Raw genomic sequence first — 16361 nt, 5'->3', positions numbered from 1 at the left:
TTTCTCCTTTCACGTGTGTACGTCTTCATAAAGCAATTCTCTAATGCTGAATATTTCTATTAAAAAAGAGGAAAGATGTTACCATCTACGATCCAGTCTAGGGAGTTGATCTCATGCATGATTCCAATCCAAAAATTACAACATTTTTCATGTTCTCTGGTCAAGCAGAAGAAGCCATGCAATATTATACCTCTGTCTTTAAGCCGTCTGGTATCATGAGCATTTTCCATCAGGAAGATGGGACCGTGTTACATGCCGTATTCAACCTCAAAGGGCAAACCTTTATGGCTATAGACTATAACCATCAGGACAAACACCCTTTTACCCCAGCTCTATCGCTATTCGTCACTTGTGATTCGGAAGAAGAAATTCATCGTGTGTTTAGTCAGCTATCTCAGGAAGGCCGAGTTCTAATGCCCCTTGAAGCCTCGCCCGTAAGCCAACAATTTGGCTGGGTTGAAGACAAATACGGTGTTTCATGGCAATTAAATTTGGCAAAAGACTAAATTTCTTCTCTAAACGATCCAGCAGACTCTAGAAGTCTATAGAAAAACAATAGACCATGCTCCATCTTTTTTTGGTAATATTATATTTAATAGGTGCCAATAAAAGGATGTGTGTTTATTGTATAGTGCAAATTGTGAACAATGTTTTGGTTTATGCTGTGTAGCCTTGCCTTATGCTAAATCAGCCGATTTTGCTTTTAATAAGGACGGAGGAACCCCTTGTCAAAACCTAAATGCGGATTATCGTTGTAATATTCATAAGAACCTAAGAAATAACGGCTTGCGAGGCTGTACAGTATATGATTGCTTTGGAGCTGGCCAAAAAGTTTCCCAAGTTACATACAACGGAAAAAGCTGGCGAGACGATCCGGCAATAGCTGAGGAAATGTTCAATATATTTCCCATCATGCAACAGCTTCATGAAATGCTTTATTACCTAAATGAAGCCCTTAACTTAAAAGAAACTCATCCCATCTATACAGACTTACAAAAGGCTATGGCGAAAACCGAGCAGCTTACGAATCAAGATCCAAAATCTCTCATAAATCTTCATGTACCCACCCATAGGGCGTTAGTCAATGATTTACTTTTACAAACAAGTGAGTTAGTACGAGAAAAAGTTAAGAAAAACATAGAGCACAACAAATATAGTAAAAAAATCAGAAGTAGAGACCTTATCGGGGCTAATTTAAGAGGCGCTAATCTTAGAGGTACCAACCTGAGAGGAGTTTTACTGATTGCTGCTGATTTGCGAGAGGCTGACCTGAGAATGACAGACTTGATCGGTACGGATTTTAGAGATGCTGATTTAAGTGGGGCTAATCTGGAAGGAAGTATCTTTCTTACACAGGCGCAATTAAATTCGGCTAAGGGCAATTGTAAAACCAAACTGCCCCCTTCTCTAAGCATTCCATACCATTGGCTGCATTAGTTTTTTTCTAAGCAGTGGTTGTATATTCGAGTCGTGTTAGCGCACGACTTCTTTATTATTCTTACCTCAGTATATAGCTCATTTTATAACGTAAATACAGCTCTTATCTTCAAGAATTTTACTGATTACTCAGTTCTTTAATGTATATTGGGCAACAAAAAGCACCTTCCATTGGATCAGGTTCAAAAATCACGTCTTTATGACTGCATCAAGATTTAAATCCCCTTATTCTTCTTCGTTTGAAAATTCCTTCAATCTCTGACTTAAGGCTGCATACTGCTCTGCATTGGTGTCCGAAAAAGCCTCCTCCCGGTTGGAGTATACATCCTGATACTGTGGAGGGATTGAAAATTGAGACCTCGTAAAATCTACAATGTCCTCACCAATACGGTTGTAATAGTGCCAACCACTATCCAGCCATGTTTTCAAAATATCGCCGCCAAGCCTGTCCTGAACGACGAGTGCTGTGACACCACATTGCCCAGACGCGGGGTTATTTGCTGTCCATTTAGAGCTAGACTCCAAAGACCAAGCTCGAAACAACGCCTTTTCTAATTCTAAAAAACGGTTTGCCTTCAACATGCGCCTCCCCTTTCGATTCCATTCTGCACTTATGTGAACGTGCTTTATTTATTTCAACCCCACACTCTGTGAATCTTGGCTTCTGCTTCTTTCAGTTCTAGCAAATACACGTCGGGATTCGAAAGCTTTTTCCAGTCCTCAAACCCAAACTGCGGATCGTAATGTCGAATGAGAAGAGATAGTAAAGCTCCATGAGTTACAATGATAACCGTTTTTTCCGCCCGCTCTATAAGCTCCTGAACAAGCTGGATTCCTCGATCTACTGCTTCACGGGATGATTCCCCTCCCTCCAGCTTCAAGTCCTCGTCCAAATAGGTCTGTTCCAGCACGTCCAGCCAATGATCCAAATGCTCATGGCTAAGTACCCGTTCTTGAAGACGTACATCAGTATACACCTGCAACTGTTTCCGTTCAGCCAAGGGCTGAATGGTTCGCACGGCCCGTTTCCACGGGCTGGACACAATATATTCCACACCTACATTCTCCATAAAATCAACCAACTGCTCAGCTTGTCGGGTACCCTCATCGGTAAGTCGGGCATCTGGTTCCTGTCCTGTTGCTTGGGCATGTCTGACAAAATAAATTCTCTTCACGTCATCACTCCTAACTGTCACACAAATTTAAAATTCTACATATTTACAAATAATTATTTTTATGATATAGTATAGGTTTACATATTTATGTTTAATGATACGATTCCTTTGTATTACATCAACTCTTATGGGAGGGATTCGATGCAATTAGACAAGGGAATACACATGCTCCAGGTTTCTGCTAACATTATGGGAAGTATAGAGAGTATTCACCCGACTTTAGTGTGGGACGAAGATAACATGATTTTAGTTGATACGGCTTACCCCGGGCAACTCTCACTTTTACATGAGGCTATTCTAGACACCGGATTAGCAATCCATAAACTTACCTCTATATTAATAACACACCAGGACCTTGACCATATCGGCAGTTTAGCAGATATAGTCCGAGCCTCTTCATCCCCAGTTCAAGTATTAGCCAGTTCTATCGAAAAGCCCTATATACAGGGGGAAAAACAGCTTATAAAGCTGACTCCAGAAGCAATAGATCAAGCTGTAAGCTCCATGCCCGAATCCGTTCCGGTAGAGTGGAGACACGCATTCCGGCGTACACTTGAAAATCCCCCAAAGGCTATTGTAAACTCCACCATCGTTGCCGGAGAGAAACTGCCCTTCTGTGGGGGGATCGTAGTTATAGATACTGCTGGACATACACCAGGACACCTAAGTTTCTATCATAAATCCAGTCAAACCCTGATTGCAGGAGATGCTCTACGCGTGGTAAGCGGCAAATTACTGGCTCCAGACCCGCAATATTGCTGTGATTTCAATATGGCCAAAGAATCTCTTAAAAACCTGCTGCCATATGATATTAAAAAAGTGGTCTGCTTTCATGGAGGGCTGTACGAAGGCAATTGTAATCAGCGGATATCTGAAATATATGAATCCTAACCTTTGATTTACATGGTCGTACCCACCCCTTGACTGGTCAGTGAATCATCTAAAGAAAAGACTAACCAGGAATTCCTGGTTAGTCTTTTTTGAATGAGAACTAGGCTTTTAAGTGAACTCTTAATACAGGTACTTCTGGAGAGGCAGATGTACCTTCCAGGATTTCCACATGGCTAATCATCTCTTGCCCATCTGGAACGATTACCGGCGTAATTACAGGCAATCCACCCTGTTGAATCGCATCCAGGTCAAACTCCATCAATAATTGCCCAGCTTTAATGCTATCTCCTACTTGGACATGAGGATTAAACCCTTGTCCTTTGAGAGAGACGGTATTAATCCCGACATGTATCAAAACTTGTACGCCGGATTCATGTTCAATAATCAGAGCATGCTTACTTTTCTCCATGACATGGGCAACTTTTCCCGCGAAAGGAGCGGTGACCCTACCCTCAGACGGATGAATAGCGATGCCATCCCCCATAGCTTTCGTAGAGAACGCAGGATCTGGAACCTCCTCCAGGGAAACCACTTTTCCTTTGATTGGTGCTATCATTTCGAATTCTTCAATACGAGGAGCCGCCTTCTTTTTCAACCATTTAAACATAACGATGCCACCTTATTTAGAGATTACATTCATAAACAGTAAATAGGACTTAACTACATCTTTCAAGGAACCGGTTCCACAAAATGAATAGAAAGAAGAGTGGAAGCGATTTCTATCTGAATTATAGTGAATGCCTTTCCAGGATGTCAAGGAGCTATCAGTTCATAACTACATATCTGTTACAATAATTTTCATGTAACTTGGAGGTGCTCTAACAAATTGCGGATTTAAGTGTTTTATCTCTTAAAAACAGATTTTTTATAGTATACTTTTCCAGCAATTTCTTTAATGATCATGTTTGGCATGTTCATTCAGCATTGCTTACCTACATGAAAAAGAAGTAGACCGCCCCCAACCAAGGTATCGGTCTACTTCTGAACCTTACTGCCGACTGCTCTTTAAGCAGTTGTGTACACTGGAATCGTGTTAACGCTTGGCCTACCCTTCCAGCGCTTGCTTCAATTCCTCAGGCGAAGCGTCCCACCATTCCTCGTTATGCGAAATGAGCAGGCTTTTGAGCGCTGCCTTATCTTCGCTGCCGAGATCCTCCAGCATGAAACGACGCTTGAGCGCGTAATCCATACGGTTGACGTGATCGGCGAGGATTTTCCAGCCGCGTTTGGCCTCGTCGTCAATCAGCATCTCGCAGGCGGTGGCGCCGCCGTACATACGTCCTTCGGCTGTACGGTCCACAGCTACCCATACGAGCCATACCTGGCGTCCGTTCGGTACGTCCTCTTTATTCGTAGAGAACTTGATACCACGTTCTACTTTACTTTTGGCATGCATGGCACCGATATCAATTTTCGCCTCTCCTCGGTCAATGATGACCGGTGACATGCTGTTCAGGTCAATTGAGCCTGCGCCGAAACCCTTATGTTTACTCTTGCCACTGACAATGTTCAGTGCAATCTGTTTTTTGCCGTCCGGCTGATTTTCACTCATGCGTCACTAGACCTCCATTTTCCGTCTTCACACTCATTCTACACTATAAATATTTTAACTAATAATCTCCTGAAAGCAAACATATACATGCTGTAGATGCTTGTCAACGGGAGGTATCCATTGTATGACCCCAGCACGCACTAAAATCGTTTTATTGTCTACACTAGCCCTCGGTCTCCTCGCAGGGACGTTATGGTTTGCCTGGCAGCCCCAATCGCAATCCGACCCGCAGTCCATAGGCCAACCACTATACGGCTCCCTGTCTGAGTCTGCGCTTGCCCCAAATGTGGGCAAGCCTCTAGGGGCAAACATCCTGCCTGACCTGCCCAAGAACCCTCCACAACCCGCTACAGAAATCCTCAGCAAACGGGTGGTAGAGTACCACATTGATGTATCTCTGGAAAAGGGACAGGTTTTGCGAGGCACTGAGACACTGACCTGGAAACATCCGGGCAAGAAAACCGTGAATGATCTGTATCTTCATCTATACCCGAACGCCTTCTCTTCCATGGAAACCACCTTTATGAAGGAATCCGGTGGAAAGCTGCGCGGAGACACCATGCCCAAAGACGGCTTTGGCTCTATGACGCTGACTGAACTAAAAACAGAAGACGGTTTATCCCTCATGCATCGCATCCAATATGTGCAGCCAGATGACGGTAACGCAGGCGACCGTTCGCTCATGAAGGTGCGTCTACCCAAGCCAGTACGAGGTGGCGAAGAAATCACATTATATATGAAGTTTGAGGTAAAACTGCCTGCCATCTTTGCTCGTATGGGTGGGACAGATGATTTTGTAATGGCAGGACAGTGGTTCCCGAAGCTCAGTGTCTACGAGACTGCAGGACAGCGTGGACGCGCCGAGGAGGGCTGGAACCTCCACCAGTATCATGGTAACTCCGAGTTTTATGCCGATTTTGGAATTTACAGCGTACGGATTCGGGTGCCTGAAACTCATATCGTAGCAGCGACCGGATTCCCCACCCGTGGTGCCGTCCGACAGAACGGACAAAAAATATATCAATTTTATGCCGATGATGTACACGATTTTGCCTGGTCCGCTTCACCCAACTTTGTAGCCGTAGAAGAACCCTTTTCTTCTGCTGAAGTCCCTGGTGTCAAAATCAAGCTCTACCTTGACCCATCGCACAAGGAGCTCAAAGGACGCTATATGAGCGCAGCGAAGGCCGCTCTTTTGTACTACAGCAAATGGTACGGGCCTTATCCATATTCCACCCTGTCCATCGTGGTTCCACCTAAATCAAGCAATGGAGCTGGCGGCATGGAGTATCCGACACTCATCACGGCCGCTGCTGCGGGTAATCTCAATCCTGGCTATAGTCTGGAACGGACATTAGTTCATGAGATTGGACATCAATATTTCTATGGAATGGTAGCCAATAATGAATTTGAGGAGCCGTGGCTGGATGAAGGCTTCACCTCCTATGCAGAGGAGCGACTTATGGAGCAAGAATATGGGCTTACCCCCAACTTGCCATTACAATCGGGACAGGTATCCTCCCCACAGCCGCTAAACCGTGAGTCATGGAAGTACGGCTCGGCTGCTGAGTACGCGCAAAATGCCTACTCTCGAGGCAAGCTGGTACTACGGGGCATTGAACGTCAGGTGGGTATGAAAAAAATGGATCGCATTATGCGGACCTACGTCCAGACGTACCGATTTAAGCATCCGTCCTCACTGGATTTTCAACGTATCGTGGAGAGAGTCACCGGACGCTCATGGAGCCACTATTTTGAACAGTATGTATATGACGGCCAGATGGCGGACTTTTCAGTGGATCACATCACAAACCACAAGCTGGAGAATGGATATGAAGCAGTCGTGACGGTCAGCAAAAAAGGGGCGGATTATCCCAAGATCCCTGTCCAATTTACCTTCAAGGATGGAACCACGAAATTCAAGGCTTGGGACGGTGCGGGCAAAAGCACAACTTTTCGGATCAAAAGTACTTCTCCCGTTTCCTATGTAACCCTTGATCCCCTATATACCATTGCACTGGAGAACAAGCATATTAACAATACCTTAAAAGCCGAATTGGACGAAAAGCAACAAACCCGTTGGAGTATAAGTGTAACCAAGCTGTTGGAGACACTGCTTGGAAGTCTGTCATGGTGAGGTGTCTATAGATGCGGACTGTTATAAAAGAGGGCTGGGCGCTGGTGCGCATACGATTCTATATCGTTATCATTTTATTTCTGTATCGACTACTGTGGGGGGTGTTTCTCTATCGACTGGTGCAGTCTGCCGTTATCCCGCTATTGCTCCGTTATCCTGATCAGGGTCAAAACGAGCTGGGACAGACCTTGTTTTGGATGGAGAGCCAGATTGCTCTGATGGACAGCCGGGAAGTACATGTGTATTTGTGGATACTACTAGGGGCGACTGTACTACGCATACTAATCACTCCCTTCATTAGAGCCGGAATATATCAAAGCCTGCATACCGATGCGACTGAGCCGCAAAGCCTGTCCTTTTTCAAAGGTATGAAACGCCATGGCATGTCGTCGCTGTTGTATTACATCATCGAGTTGGGACTGCTGCTGATTCCCGCCTTTTGGGTAGTACCGAGACTCTACCCTATTGTAGCAGGTACGCTTCAATCTCCCTCTTACCTGCTGCACTTGTTGCCCTATGCCATGGGATGGATGGCATACGGATGGTTCATTCGGCAGTGCATCCTGTATATGCAACTAGGCACTGTCGGTGGTCACGCCATACTATCGTCCCTGCTCGCCTTCTTTCGCCAGCTTCTCCCAGCTGTCGGTATATCCCTTTTGCTCGGTGCTTGTGTGCTGCTGGTCTTCGGTCTATTTGGCACCGTGGCGATGATTTGGACTGGCATGCTCGCGCTCATTCTCCAACAATCGTATCATTTTGTTACTAGTCTGGTCAGGCTGTGGCATATCAGTTCGCAGTACAGACTATGGCATACCGATATCTCCAGTAGAAGCTAAGCCCTTCCTTTATGTTAATCACTTCATTTCCGTCTGTCGAAAAAACTTTATGCATAACCGCGCAAACGGCACATAACTGAATACTGTTAACAAGATCTGTTCCTGGGACATTAGGAGCAGATTTTTTTTGTAACTTTTTGCAATGAAACATTTGCCAAAGCCAGCCGACTTTGTTACAATAATCGCAGTGAACTGATAGTAACAACTTTGTAATCTTTATTGTAACCTTTATCTCAAAAATATCGTTATTGTGAATACTGCTCTCCAAGGTGCACATCTTAAGTAAAGCCTAATTCCTGGCACCTAGGAAGCGGGGGAACCAGTTTGGGTGAATTGATCTCGCAACAGAGTGGTCATAGGGGAACCTTCTACCGAATCCTTAAGCTAACCTCGCAGGCATTGGAAGGGGTATATTTTTTTTGAAGAAGAAGCTAACGATCGCAGCTATGAGTCTTGCCATTGCCTTTACATCTTTTACATTCGGTGGCGGCAGTGCATTTGCAGACTCCAAGATGGACCAGGTCATCCAAGATGCCAAAGGAACGAACTACAGAAGCGGAGGCACTACACTCGAGGGATTCGATTGCTCCGGCTTCACAATGTATGTATTCAACAAACTGGGAATTAAACTTCCGCATCAATCTGGATCACAATTCAAAATGGGATCTTCTGTATCCCGCGATGAAATGAGGCCTGGGGACCTGGTGTTCTTCAACACCACAGGAAGAGGCATTTCCCATGTAGGTATCTTCGTAGGTGAAGGGAAATTTGCCCACTCCTCGACTTCACGTGGTGTAGTAGTTAGCTCACTGAACGAAAATTATTACGCTAACCGCTATGTCGGTGCAAAAAGAATTATGAGCACAGACGCTTACCATTCTGTAGCTTCAGATATTCCTGATGACGACAACGTAGAATAACTAACGCACAGCAAGCTAACTCTAGCCGCAATTTGATTCTGCCGGAATCGAATTGCGGCTTTTTATGTCCACAACATCAGCAATGATTATCTTTACTGACGAACTGACACCTCAAAAGGTTTCAATTTTAGCGAACATCGTCGGTTTTACCGTCACCGCTGGGGGAGCATATGAGCAGTAATTCCTTCTTATTGAATGTATACCCGTCTTGGGTATAAAATAAACACGCTTGCTATTCCCCTGCAACTTGTCTACAATCTGTTGTTAATGATTGAAGCACCTGTAAAAGGAGGATGGAACACATGCCGGCCTCAATATCCAACTATCGGATCGTACCGATGGACGAGCATCAAGCGGCTGCAATCTGTGAGTGGCGCTATGATCCACCTTATAACATATACGGTTGGCTCCCCTGGGAACAAATGAAGGCGCTTGAGGTCGAATTTGGAAGTCCCACGCTTCGCCAAGAGCAATATGTTGCCGTACTGGATGAAGAGAACAAGCTGATGGGATTTGCTCAATATTTTCCTATGATCGGTGTGACCCGGCTAGGTCTTGGCATGCATCCTGAAAGATGCGGACATGGCAAAGGCTCTGATTTTGTCCGTGCCATTGCAGAGGAAGCCCAACGACGCAACCCGAAGAATGAAATTGATCTAGAGGTGCTTACTTGGAATGGGCGCGCTATCCGGGCCTACAAGGCGGCTGGATTTGAGCTTACAGATACCTATGAACGCCAGACCCCCGACGGCAAGAAACCATTTTATTGTATGGTATATCGTCCCGAGCACCCAACCCAGGTTCTATGATAAAAGCGCCTTCGGCATACAACCACGATGTTGTATAGCGAAGGCGCTTTTATCATCATACGACAGATCATTACAAGCTCAATGACTGCTACGCATTTTTTCAAAAGCTTCATTATATTGTTGGGCTTCCTTAATATCCACGGCCATAATACCGCCATCGTCCCAAGAGGTCAAACGCAGAGTCACGGTCTTGTAATCAATCGTAATAAATGGATGATGATTGAATGCTTCAGATATAGCGGCAACTTCATCCACGAATGCAATCCCTTTCATAAAACTGGAAAAATTATATTTCCGAACGATCCAACGTCCTTCCTCCAGCTCCCAGCCCTCCAGTTTCTCCAGATGTGCTTCAATCTCTTCTTGTGTAAAAGGCATGTTACGAACTCCTCCCCGTTTATACGGAAGCCTTTCGACCGCTTAAATACGGCCAAAACTACGATATATTGGTGTACATATTACCACGGCCCCGTTGATAAATCCATAAGACGGACCTCAAATCAAAGGGACTGACGTCAGCTCCTCGTCCCCAATCAGTACATAGATACGATGCTGCTCCGGCTCATAGATCACAACGCCACTCCCTACAGTGATTGTGGGCTCTGTACCCAGTGCATAAAATAAGTCTTCTGCCAAAGCTTCATTGACTTCCTGACGTCCCGCCGGGTCCAGCCTGTCCCAATCTTCTGCTTCCATCTCAAAAAATTCATAGCTATCTGGGATGCGCCCCACAGCCTCTGTCAAATCGTTCAAAATTTGTTCATACTCACGTCCATGCTTTACTCCCATGCCATTTCCTCCAATGGTTCCGCCATTCAATACATAATCACCTTATTATACCGGAAATTCGCACTTAACAAAAAAGAGAGTTTTGTCGATAAATACTATAATCCGTCTTGTAATGACGCGCTTGGGGCAAGGACGACCCCGGCGGCATGAAAGGATTCAAAATCTATTCTCATGGATGAGGTGTATCATGCAAATTTCAACCATTATTGGACTTGTGCTCGGGATTTTGTCACTGGTCGTCGGGATGATCTTAAAAGGCGCTCCGGTCGTCAATCTGGTCAATAATCCCGCTGCTTACATGATTATTTTCGTCGGAACGGCAGCGAGTATATTTATGGCCTTCCCGATGGCAGAAATCAAACGGATTCCGAAGCTGTTCAAGGTTATTTTCACCGAACAAAAACTGTTAGACCGCAAAGAGCTCATCGGTACGTTTACCGAGTGGGCATCCATTACCCGTCGTGAAGGTCTGCTCGCCTTGGAATCCAAGGTAGAGGAAATCGACGATCCCTTTATGCGTGGCGGCATGCGAATGATTATTGACGGCAATGATCAGGAATTCGTACGGGACGTTCTAATGGAGGATATCAATGCCACCGAGGATCGACATCGCTCTGGCGCGCTGATCTTCTCCCAAGCCGGTATGTACGCTCCAACGCTCGGGGTACTCGGTGCGGTTGTAGGTCTGATCGCCGCTCTGGCCGACCTTAGTGACATGGAAAAGCTCTCTCATGCCATTGCAGCAGCCTTCATTGCGACGTTGCTCGGTATTTTTACAGGTTATGTCCTGTGGCATCCGATGTCCAACAAGCTGAAACGGTTATCCAAAAAAGAAGTCGAGCTTAAATTAATGATGGTCGAAGGTCTGCTTTCCATTCAATCGGGGATATCGACGATCGCCATCAGTCAGAAACTGACGATCTTCCTGACTCCGACCGAACGGGCTACGATGACCCAGAAGGATGGCGATTCCAGTGAGTAAAAAGAGACATGAACCGCATGAAGAGCATGCTGACGAAAGCTGGCTGTTGCCATATTCCGACTTAATGACCCTTCTGTTGGCTCTTTTCATTGTCTTATTCGGTATGAGCTCGCTCGACGCCAAAAAATTTGAAACTATGGCTCAATCCCTGAGTGCAGCTTTTAATGGCGGCACTGGCGTGCTGGATCACTCAGCCGCGAATCCGTCGTCACAATCCATGGATATGGGCAAAAATAAAGAACAAGTGTCACAACCCGTAAAATCGAAAGCTACTTCTACCTCTGAACTGCAAAAACAGCTGGCCCAACGGGAAGAAGAAGATTTAAAAAAGCTTAAAAAACAGATGGATCAATATATTCAAAATAACGGCCTGACCCCGTTGCTGAATACCAAGCTAAACCAATCGCAACTAATGATCACCATTAGTGATAATGCCTTGTTTTCATCCGGGCAGGCCGAAGTAAAGCCGGAAGCAAGAAAGCTGGCCAAGTCCATTTCTAGTATGCTCCAGCAGTTCCCTGGCTATGATGTTATCGTATCGGGTCACACGGATAATGTACCGATCTCCAACAGCCAGTTCCCGTCCAATTTTGATTTGAGCGCCAAGCGCTCTCTGAATTTCTTGCGTATCTTGTTGCTCAATCCAGATCTCGACCCAACCAAGTTTGTATCCATCGGTTATGGCCAGTATCGTCCATTGGCAAGCAATCAAGATGGTCAAGGGCGCTCTAAAAACCGTCGTGTTGAAATATCTGTTCTCCGCAAATATCAGAACGGGACACAAGTCATCAGTCCTACCTCAAGCTCGAGTGAAGGTTGATTATGCATATGTTATATGAACAAAGGCACCGCCGCATTTTTATGCAGCTGGTGCCTCTTTGTTTAGTGCTTCCTGTACTTTGCCCTTTCAGATACGACGATCATACGCTCTAGGCTATACGAGCCCCTCTGGCATTAGCTAAGCGTATAATCGAGCATCTGACCAAGCTCCAGCTTCTCAGCCTCTGTCAGATCACGCCAGGCACCTTTCTGAAGGGACCCCAACCGAATATTCATGATTCGCAGCCTTTGCAGTTTTTTAACTTCATAACCGAAGGCTGCACACATACGCCGGATCTGACGATTTTTCCCTTCAGTCAGGATAATACGGAATACATACTCAGATACACGCGTCACCTCACAAGGTAGCGTCCGCTGACCGAGTATTTTCACCCCGCTAGACATGCCCTGCACAAAAGACGGTACGACAGGGCGGTCCACTGTTACAATATATTCTTTCTCATGCTTGCCTTCTGCCCGTAGAATCTTATTCACAATGTCTCCATCGTTGGTAAGTAAAATGAGACCTTCCGAATCCTTATCCAGGCGTCCAATCGGGAATATCCGCTGCGGGTGCCCCACAAAATCAACAACATTGCCTCTAATGTGGCTCTCCGTTGTACTTGTAATGCCCACCGGTTTGTTCAATGCAATATAGACGTGATCAGACTTATCGCGCAGTGGCTTGCCGTTCACGCGAACATCATCGCCTTCTTCCGCTTGACTACCCAGCACAGCCACTTCGCCGTTAATCGTCACGCGACCGCTCTCTACCAGCTTGTCTGCCTCCCGGCGCGAGCAAAAACCGGTTTCGCTGATAAACTTGTTAATGCGCAACCTGTGTACCCTCCATTTCTACTAACACACTTCCTCCTGCGCCCCAGCCCGTTACTCCGGCTTGGCAATCGGAAGCTGCACCAGGGCTGTCGTTCCCTCTCCCTCTGTGCTTTCAATATCCAGTGTGCCTTTATGACTCTGTATAATACGCTGGCTGACCATAAGTCCTAGTCCTGTACCTGTTTCTTTGTTTGTGAAAAAAGGTTCTCCCAACTTGGACAGCATTTCTGCGGGAATACCCGCTCCCTGGTCCCGTATGAAGATTTTAACGTTTTCTCCCTCCAAGAACAAATGAATCGTGATGATGCCACCTTTACTCATAGCCTCCATGCTATTTTTAAGTAAATTAATGAATACTTGCTTTAACTGATTTTCTTCAGCGTATACCAGGGCAGGCTCGTCCGTGACCTGAAGGTTGAATACAATGCCCAGCAGATGCGCCTGACTATCTAGTAAAGAAATCACGTCGCTCACAATATAACGAACATCTTTTTTCTGAAAATGCACTGCCTGTGGCTTCGCCAGTATTAAAAACTCGCTAACGATCAAATTAATGCGATCCAGCTCAGACATCATAATATCGTTGTGTTTCATATTCAACACTTGATTTTGCTGCTGTAGTTGGAGAAAGCCACGTAGCGTGGTTAGCGGATTACGAATCTCATGTGCTACGCCTGCCGCCAGTTGCCCGACGGTTGTCAGTTTCTCTGATCTGCGCAACAACTCCTCCATCCGGTTGCGACCCGTGATATCACGCGACACGCAGATAAACCCCAAAATCTGGCCTTCTTCATCCAGAATAGGCGATGTGCTCATACTAATCTCTACTGTACTTCCATCCTTCCGCATTCTAAGGGACTCACTTGATACGATGCTCTCTCCCTGAAGCAGGCTCTTCTTCTGAAATTCATATTCCTCCTGTTGCTGTGGAGGTACAAATTCCAACTTACGACCAACCAATTCTTTCTTGGTCCAGCCGTACAAAGCTTCAAAGGCATGATTGACCCGAACGACGCGATCCTCCTCGTCGGTTACATGAATCGCATCTGCTGTCTGATTAATAACCGATTCTAGATGTTCCTTTACAGAACGGTTCTCTTCATACATCTGCTCGAGTCTTCTCGTGTACATCCCTAGGTTGTAGGCCATCGCATTGATGCGCTCACCCAACTGTGCAAGCTCATGACCACCTTTTATTTCTAGCCGTGTATCAAAATGACCGTCAGCCATCTCATTCACTTTCCCCAGAATCGACTGAATTGGGCGGACAAACAGACTTGCCAGCACATAGCTTCCAATGATCACCACCTCTAAAAGGACAATGGAAATGGCAATTAAACTTATCAATTGCTTGGAAATAACAGAAGTGATCGTATCATAATTCATAACAATACGGATAACATAGGCATCACGATTAGCCGGATAAAAAGGTATGTAACTGACGAGAACCCGCTCACCTTTAATATAGCAGTCTTGTACAATACTCTCCCCCGAGAGGATAGCTCTGGACACGGCCAAACGATCTTCCTGCACCCTTGTTAGTTGATACGTGCCGAATTGGATCGGTTTGTTGTACATGTAATAGTATTTCGAATCGTTTCCGTTCTTGTCCATCGAAGCGCCACCAAAGGTTGCAGGGTTAATTCCTGTAATCTCCATGATGCGATAATCCACTTGTTGAGTTTGCTTTACGATCTCATCGGGGCTCAGGATGGTTATGAAATTTTGTACTGAAGTATCCTGAAAGGAAATTCGAATTAAGTAGTTACGTTTTTGATCATAATAAAATCCCCATTTGTTAATATCTGAGGAGTCTGAACCGGTGTAGTCAAATGACCCCGTCCAAAAATGATCCAGTTTCTGACCTTGCACCATTGCAGCCTGTCCGTGCTCATATAATTGGTCAACTGCATTTTTCCAATATCCTGTCAATGGATCGGATGGCGTTACTTCTTTAGGATCCGAGGATCTAACAACCTTATACCCCTGCCCGTCTCGAATCATCAAGGAAATATTAGTATCTCTGTGGAGTGAGGCCACCTTTTGAAGCTGTTCCTGCTGAATATTTCGAATGTCAGGATCGAGCTGATTGGCAGCCAACGTGGCAGAAAGCCACAGATTATATCCGAGCTGTTTGTCAACGGCCTCCCAGCTATGTTGGGTTTGTTCGATAGCTCCTCCGATAATTTTAGCCGTCAGAACCATTTTAGTTTCACTGTCACTTCTTAGGTTTTCGTGGGTCGTGTAATAATTAAGTGCGATGTTTAATAAAAGGATAAACAGGACGGACCCCGACAAAATGATCGTTATTCTGATTTTTATCGACACACTGATTTCTCACCTCTTGCCGCATGCTGGCGATTACTGGGAATTGCTAACTCAATGATACCGTAATAGCGCCTGTGATACCAGCATTTACATTTACCGGATATACATAAATACACACCTTGTGTACAGTATTGTCAATAGACGAGGATTTGCCTACAATATAAAAGATAATCATCCACAGGTAGTCCACAAATACACAGATTTTATTATAAACTGTGGATAAACCTGTGGACAAGTACCTTGTTATCCACAATTTTATTCACATCATGTTAACAACGGAATATTTGTTCGTTGGATAATTCCGCGTTTTGAAAGGAGCATTTTCCCAGTGACCACCATGGATCACGCCTATTGGATGAAAGAAGCCATTCAGGAAGCGTATAAGGCAGAAACGTTAGGTGAAGTCCCTATCGGGGCTGTCATCGTAAAAGATAATGAAATCATCGGTCGCGGCTACAATTTGCGCGAGACGGATGCTGACCCAACCGCACATGCAGAGATGGTCGCCATTCGTCAGGCCAGTGAGCACTTAGGTGCCTGGCGCCTGCTGGATTGTAGGCTGTATGTCACTCTGGAGCCGTGTCCAATGTGCGCCGGAGCCATTGTGCAATCACGGGTTCCCCATTTGATATACGGCACTACAGATCCCAAGGCAGGCTGCGCAGGCACGCTGATGAATTTATTACAGGAGCCTCGGTTCAATCATTGTACAGAAGTAACTAGTGGTGTACTGCAGGAGGAATGTGCATCGCTGCTAACGAGCTTCTTTCGGCATCTGCGGCAAAAAAGAGCGGCAGCCAAATTGTCTCCTCCCCCGTCTTCATTCTGAGGAGACACAGTCCAAAA

Annotated in this window: 18 protein-coding genes and 1 riboswitch; of the genes, 10 read left to right on the top strand and 8 right to left on the bottom strand. The window is 45.5% G+C overall.

Annotated elements, in window-relative coordinates:
- Positions 1 to 113 precede the first annotated feature (113 nt).
- The gene (locus tag MKY16_RS00580) at positions 114 to 506 is read left to right on the top strand and encodes a VOC family protein (RefSeq protein WP_165150540.1); all 393 of its coding nucleotides are present in this window, start codon (positions 114 to 116) and stop codon (positions 504 to 506) included.
- Between the two features lie 118 nt (positions 507 to 624).
- Positions 625 to 1437: a pentapeptide repeat-containing protein gene (locus tag MKY16_RS00575; protein WP_029514927.1), complete on the top strand. Its 813-nt coding sequence runs from the start codon at positions 625 to 627 to the stop codon at positions 1435 to 1437.
- 225 nt (positions 1438 to 1662) lie between these two features.
- On the opposite strand, the gene MKY16_RS00570 is transcribed toward MKY16_RS00575, so the two are convergent.
- Both MKY16_RS00570 and MKY16_RS00565 read right to left on the bottom strand, forming a co-directional pair.
- Positions 1663 to 2016, bottom strand: a complete 354-nt coding sequence (locus MKY16_RS00570) for a YunG family protein (protein ID WP_209950359.1) — start codon at positions 2014 to 2016, stop codon at positions 1663 to 1665.
- 56 nt (positions 2017 to 2072) lie between these two features.
- Positions 2073 to 2612: a histidine phosphatase family protein gene (locus MKY16_RS00565; protein ID WP_029514930.1), complete on the bottom strand. Its 540-nt coding sequence runs from the start codon at positions 2610 to 2612 to the stop codon at positions 2073 to 2075.
- Between the two features lie 141 nt (positions 2613 to 2753).
- Between MKY16_RS00565 and MKY16_RS00560 the strand changes: the two genes are divergently transcribed.
- Positions 2754 to 3503, top strand: coding sequence for an MBL fold metallo-hydrolase (locus MKY16_RS00560; RefSeq protein ID WP_029514932.1), 750 nt, complete (start codon positions 2754 to 2756; stop codon positions 3501 to 3503).
- 100 nt (positions 3504 to 3603) lie between these two features.
- Here the strand turns inward: MKY16_RS00560 and MKY16_RS00555 are convergent, their stop codons facing one another.
- Entirely contained in the window at positions 3604 to 4110 is a 507-nt protein-coding gene (locus tag MKY16_RS00555; protein ID WP_029514933.1) for a PTS sugar transporter subunit IIA, read from the bottom strand.
- 438 nt (positions 4111 to 4548) lie between these two features.
- Positions 4549 to 5055, bottom strand: coding sequence for a YwhD family protein (locus MKY16_RS00550; RefSeq protein WP_029514934.1), 507 nt, complete (start codon positions 5053 to 5055; stop codon positions 4549 to 4551).
- A 124-nt stretch (positions 5056 to 5179) separates the two neighbouring features.
- Between MKY16_RS00550 and MKY16_RS00545 the strand changes: the two genes are divergently transcribed.
- The 4 genes from MKY16_RS00545 to MKY16_RS00530 all read left to right on the top strand — a co-directional run bounded on the left by MKY16_RS00545 (position 5180) and on the right by MKY16_RS00530 (position 9760).
- A complete protein-coding gene (locus tag MKY16_RS00545) occupies positions 5180 to 7192 on the top strand; it encodes a M1 family metallopeptidase (protein WP_340953616.1) in 2013 nt (670 codons plus the stop codon).
- Positions 7193 to 7203: 11 nt separating this feature from the next.
- Positions 7204 to 8031 (top strand): hypothetical protein, encoded by an 828-nt coding sequence (locus MKY16_RS00540; protein ID WP_029514937.1) that lies wholly within the window; start codon positions 7204 to 7206, stop codon positions 8029 to 8031.
- A 276-nt stretch (positions 8032 to 8307) separates the two neighbouring features.
- Positions 8308 to 8445: riboswitch (cyclic di-AMP (ydaO/yuaA leader) on the top strand.
- 5 nt (positions 8446 to 8450) lie between these two features.
- On the top strand, positions 8451 to 8951 hold the full coding sequence (locus tag MKY16_RS00535; RefSeq protein ID WP_029514939.1) for a C40 family peptidase: 501 nt from the start codon (positions 8451 to 8453) through the stop codon (positions 8949 to 8951).
- A 302-nt stretch (positions 8952 to 9253) separates the two neighbouring features.
- A complete protein-coding gene (locus tag MKY16_RS00530; RefSeq protein WP_029514941.1) occupies positions 9254 to 9760 on the top strand; it encodes a GNAT family N-acetyltransferase in 507 nt (168 codons plus the stop codon).
- 78 nt (positions 9761 to 9838) lie between these two features.
- Here the strand turns inward: MKY16_RS00530 and MKY16_RS00525 are convergent, their stop codons facing one another.
- Together MKY16_RS00525 and MKY16_RS00520 are read right to left on the bottom strand one after the other, a co-directional pair.
- A complete protein-coding gene (locus MKY16_RS00525) occupies positions 9839 to 10138 on the bottom strand; it encodes a 4a-hydroxytetrahydrobiopterin dehydratase (RefSeq protein ID WP_007428083.1) in 300 nt (99 codons plus the stop codon).
- Positions 10139 to 10255: 117 nt separating this feature from the next.
- The gene (locus MKY16_RS00520; protein ID WP_013308186.1) at positions 10256 to 10549 is read right to left on the bottom strand and encodes a hypothetical protein; all 294 of its coding nucleotides are present in this window, start codon (positions 10547 to 10549) and stop codon (positions 10256 to 10258) included.
- A 187-nt stretch (positions 10550 to 10736) separates the two neighbouring features.
- On the opposite strand from MKY16_RS00520, the gene motA reads away from it, so the two are divergent.
- Positions 10737 to 11531 carry a flagellar motor stator protein MotA gene (gene motA / locus MKY16_RS00515; protein WP_029514943.1) on the top strand — a complete coding sequence of 265 codons (795 nt, stop codon included), beginning with the start codon at positions 10737 to 10739 and terminating at the stop codon, positions 11529 to 11531.
- Positions 11524 to 12351, top strand: coding sequence for a flagellar motor protein MotB (locus MKY16_RS00510; RefSeq protein ID WP_029514945.1), 828 nt, complete (start codon positions 11524 to 11526; stop codon positions 12349 to 12351). The genes motA and MKY16_RS00510 overlap by 8 nt, the downstream gene beginning before the upstream one ends.
- Positions 12352 to 12485: 134 nt before the next feature.
- On the opposite strand, the gene rluF is transcribed toward MKY16_RS00510, so the two are convergent.
- Together rluF and MKY16_RS00500 are read right to left on the bottom strand one after the other, a co-directional pair.
- The gene (gene rluF / locus MKY16_RS00505) at positions 12486 to 13187 is read right to left on the bottom strand and encodes a 23S rRNA pseudouridine(2604) synthase RluF (RefSeq protein ID WP_029514947.1); all 702 of its coding nucleotides are present in this window, start codon (positions 13185 to 13187) and stop codon (positions 12486 to 12488) included.
- Between the two features lie 51 nt (positions 13188 to 13238).
- Entirely contained in the window at positions 13239 to 15515 is a 2277-nt protein-coding gene (locus MKY16_RS00500; protein WP_029514948.1) for a PAS domain S-box protein, read from the bottom strand.
- 328 nt (positions 15516 to 15843) lie between these two features.
- On the opposite strand from MKY16_RS00500, the gene tadA reads away from it, so the two are divergent.
- Entirely contained in the window at positions 15844 to 16344 is a 501-nt protein-coding gene (gene tadA, locus MKY16_RS00495; protein WP_069011491.1) for a tRNA adenosine(34) deaminase TadA, read from the top strand.
- The last annotated feature ends 17 nt before the right edge of the window (positions 16345 to 16361 follow it).

Origin of the sequence: Paenibacillus sp. FSL L8-0641, from assembly GCF_038006265.1 — a bacterium.
Classification (GTDB): Bacteria; Bacillota; Bacilli; order Paenibacillales; family Paenibacillaceae; genus Paenibacillus; species Paenibacillus polymyxa_D.
This window is presented reverse-complemented; position numbering and strand designations above follow the sequence as displayed.

Coding starts and splice junctions, on each gene's coding strand:
- MKY16_RS00580 (WP_165150540.1), top strand. CDS start 114: ATGCATGATTCCAATCCAAAAATTACAACATTTTTCATGTTCTCTGGT.
- MKY16_RS00560 (WP_029514932.1), top strand. CDS start 2,754: ATGCAATTAGACAAGGGAATACACATGCTCCAGGTTTCTGCTAACATT.
- MKY16_RS00555 (WP_029514933.1), bottom strand. CDS start 4,110: ATGTTTAAATGGTTGAAAAAGAAGGCGGCTCCTCGTATTGAAGAATTC.
- MKY16_RS00550 (WP_029514934.1), bottom strand. CDS start 5,055: ATGAGTGAAAATCAGCCGGACGGCAAAAAACAGATTGCACTGAACATT.
- MKY16_RS00545 (WP_340953616.1), top strand. CDS start 5,180: ATGACCCCAGCACGCACTAAAATCGTTTTATTGTCTACACTAGCCCTC.
- MKY16_RS00540 (WP_029514937.1), top strand. CDS start 7,204: ATGCGGACTGTTATAAAAGAGGGCTGGGCGCTGGTGCGCATACGATTC.
- MKY16_RS00530 (WP_029514941.1), top strand. CDS start 9,254: ATGCCGGCCTCAATATCCAACTATCGGATCGTACCGATGGACGAGCAT.
- MKY16_RS00525 (WP_007428083.1), bottom strand. CDS start 10,138: ATGCCTTTTACACAAGAAGAGATTGAAGCACATCTGGAGAAACTGGAG.
- MKY16_RS00520 (WP_013308186.1), bottom strand. CDS start 10,549: ATGGGAGTAAAGCATGGACGTGAGTATGAACAAATTTTGAACGATTTG.
- motA (WP_029514943.1), top strand. CDS start 10,737: ATGCAAATTTCAACCATTATTGGACTTGTGCTCGGGATTTTGTCACTG.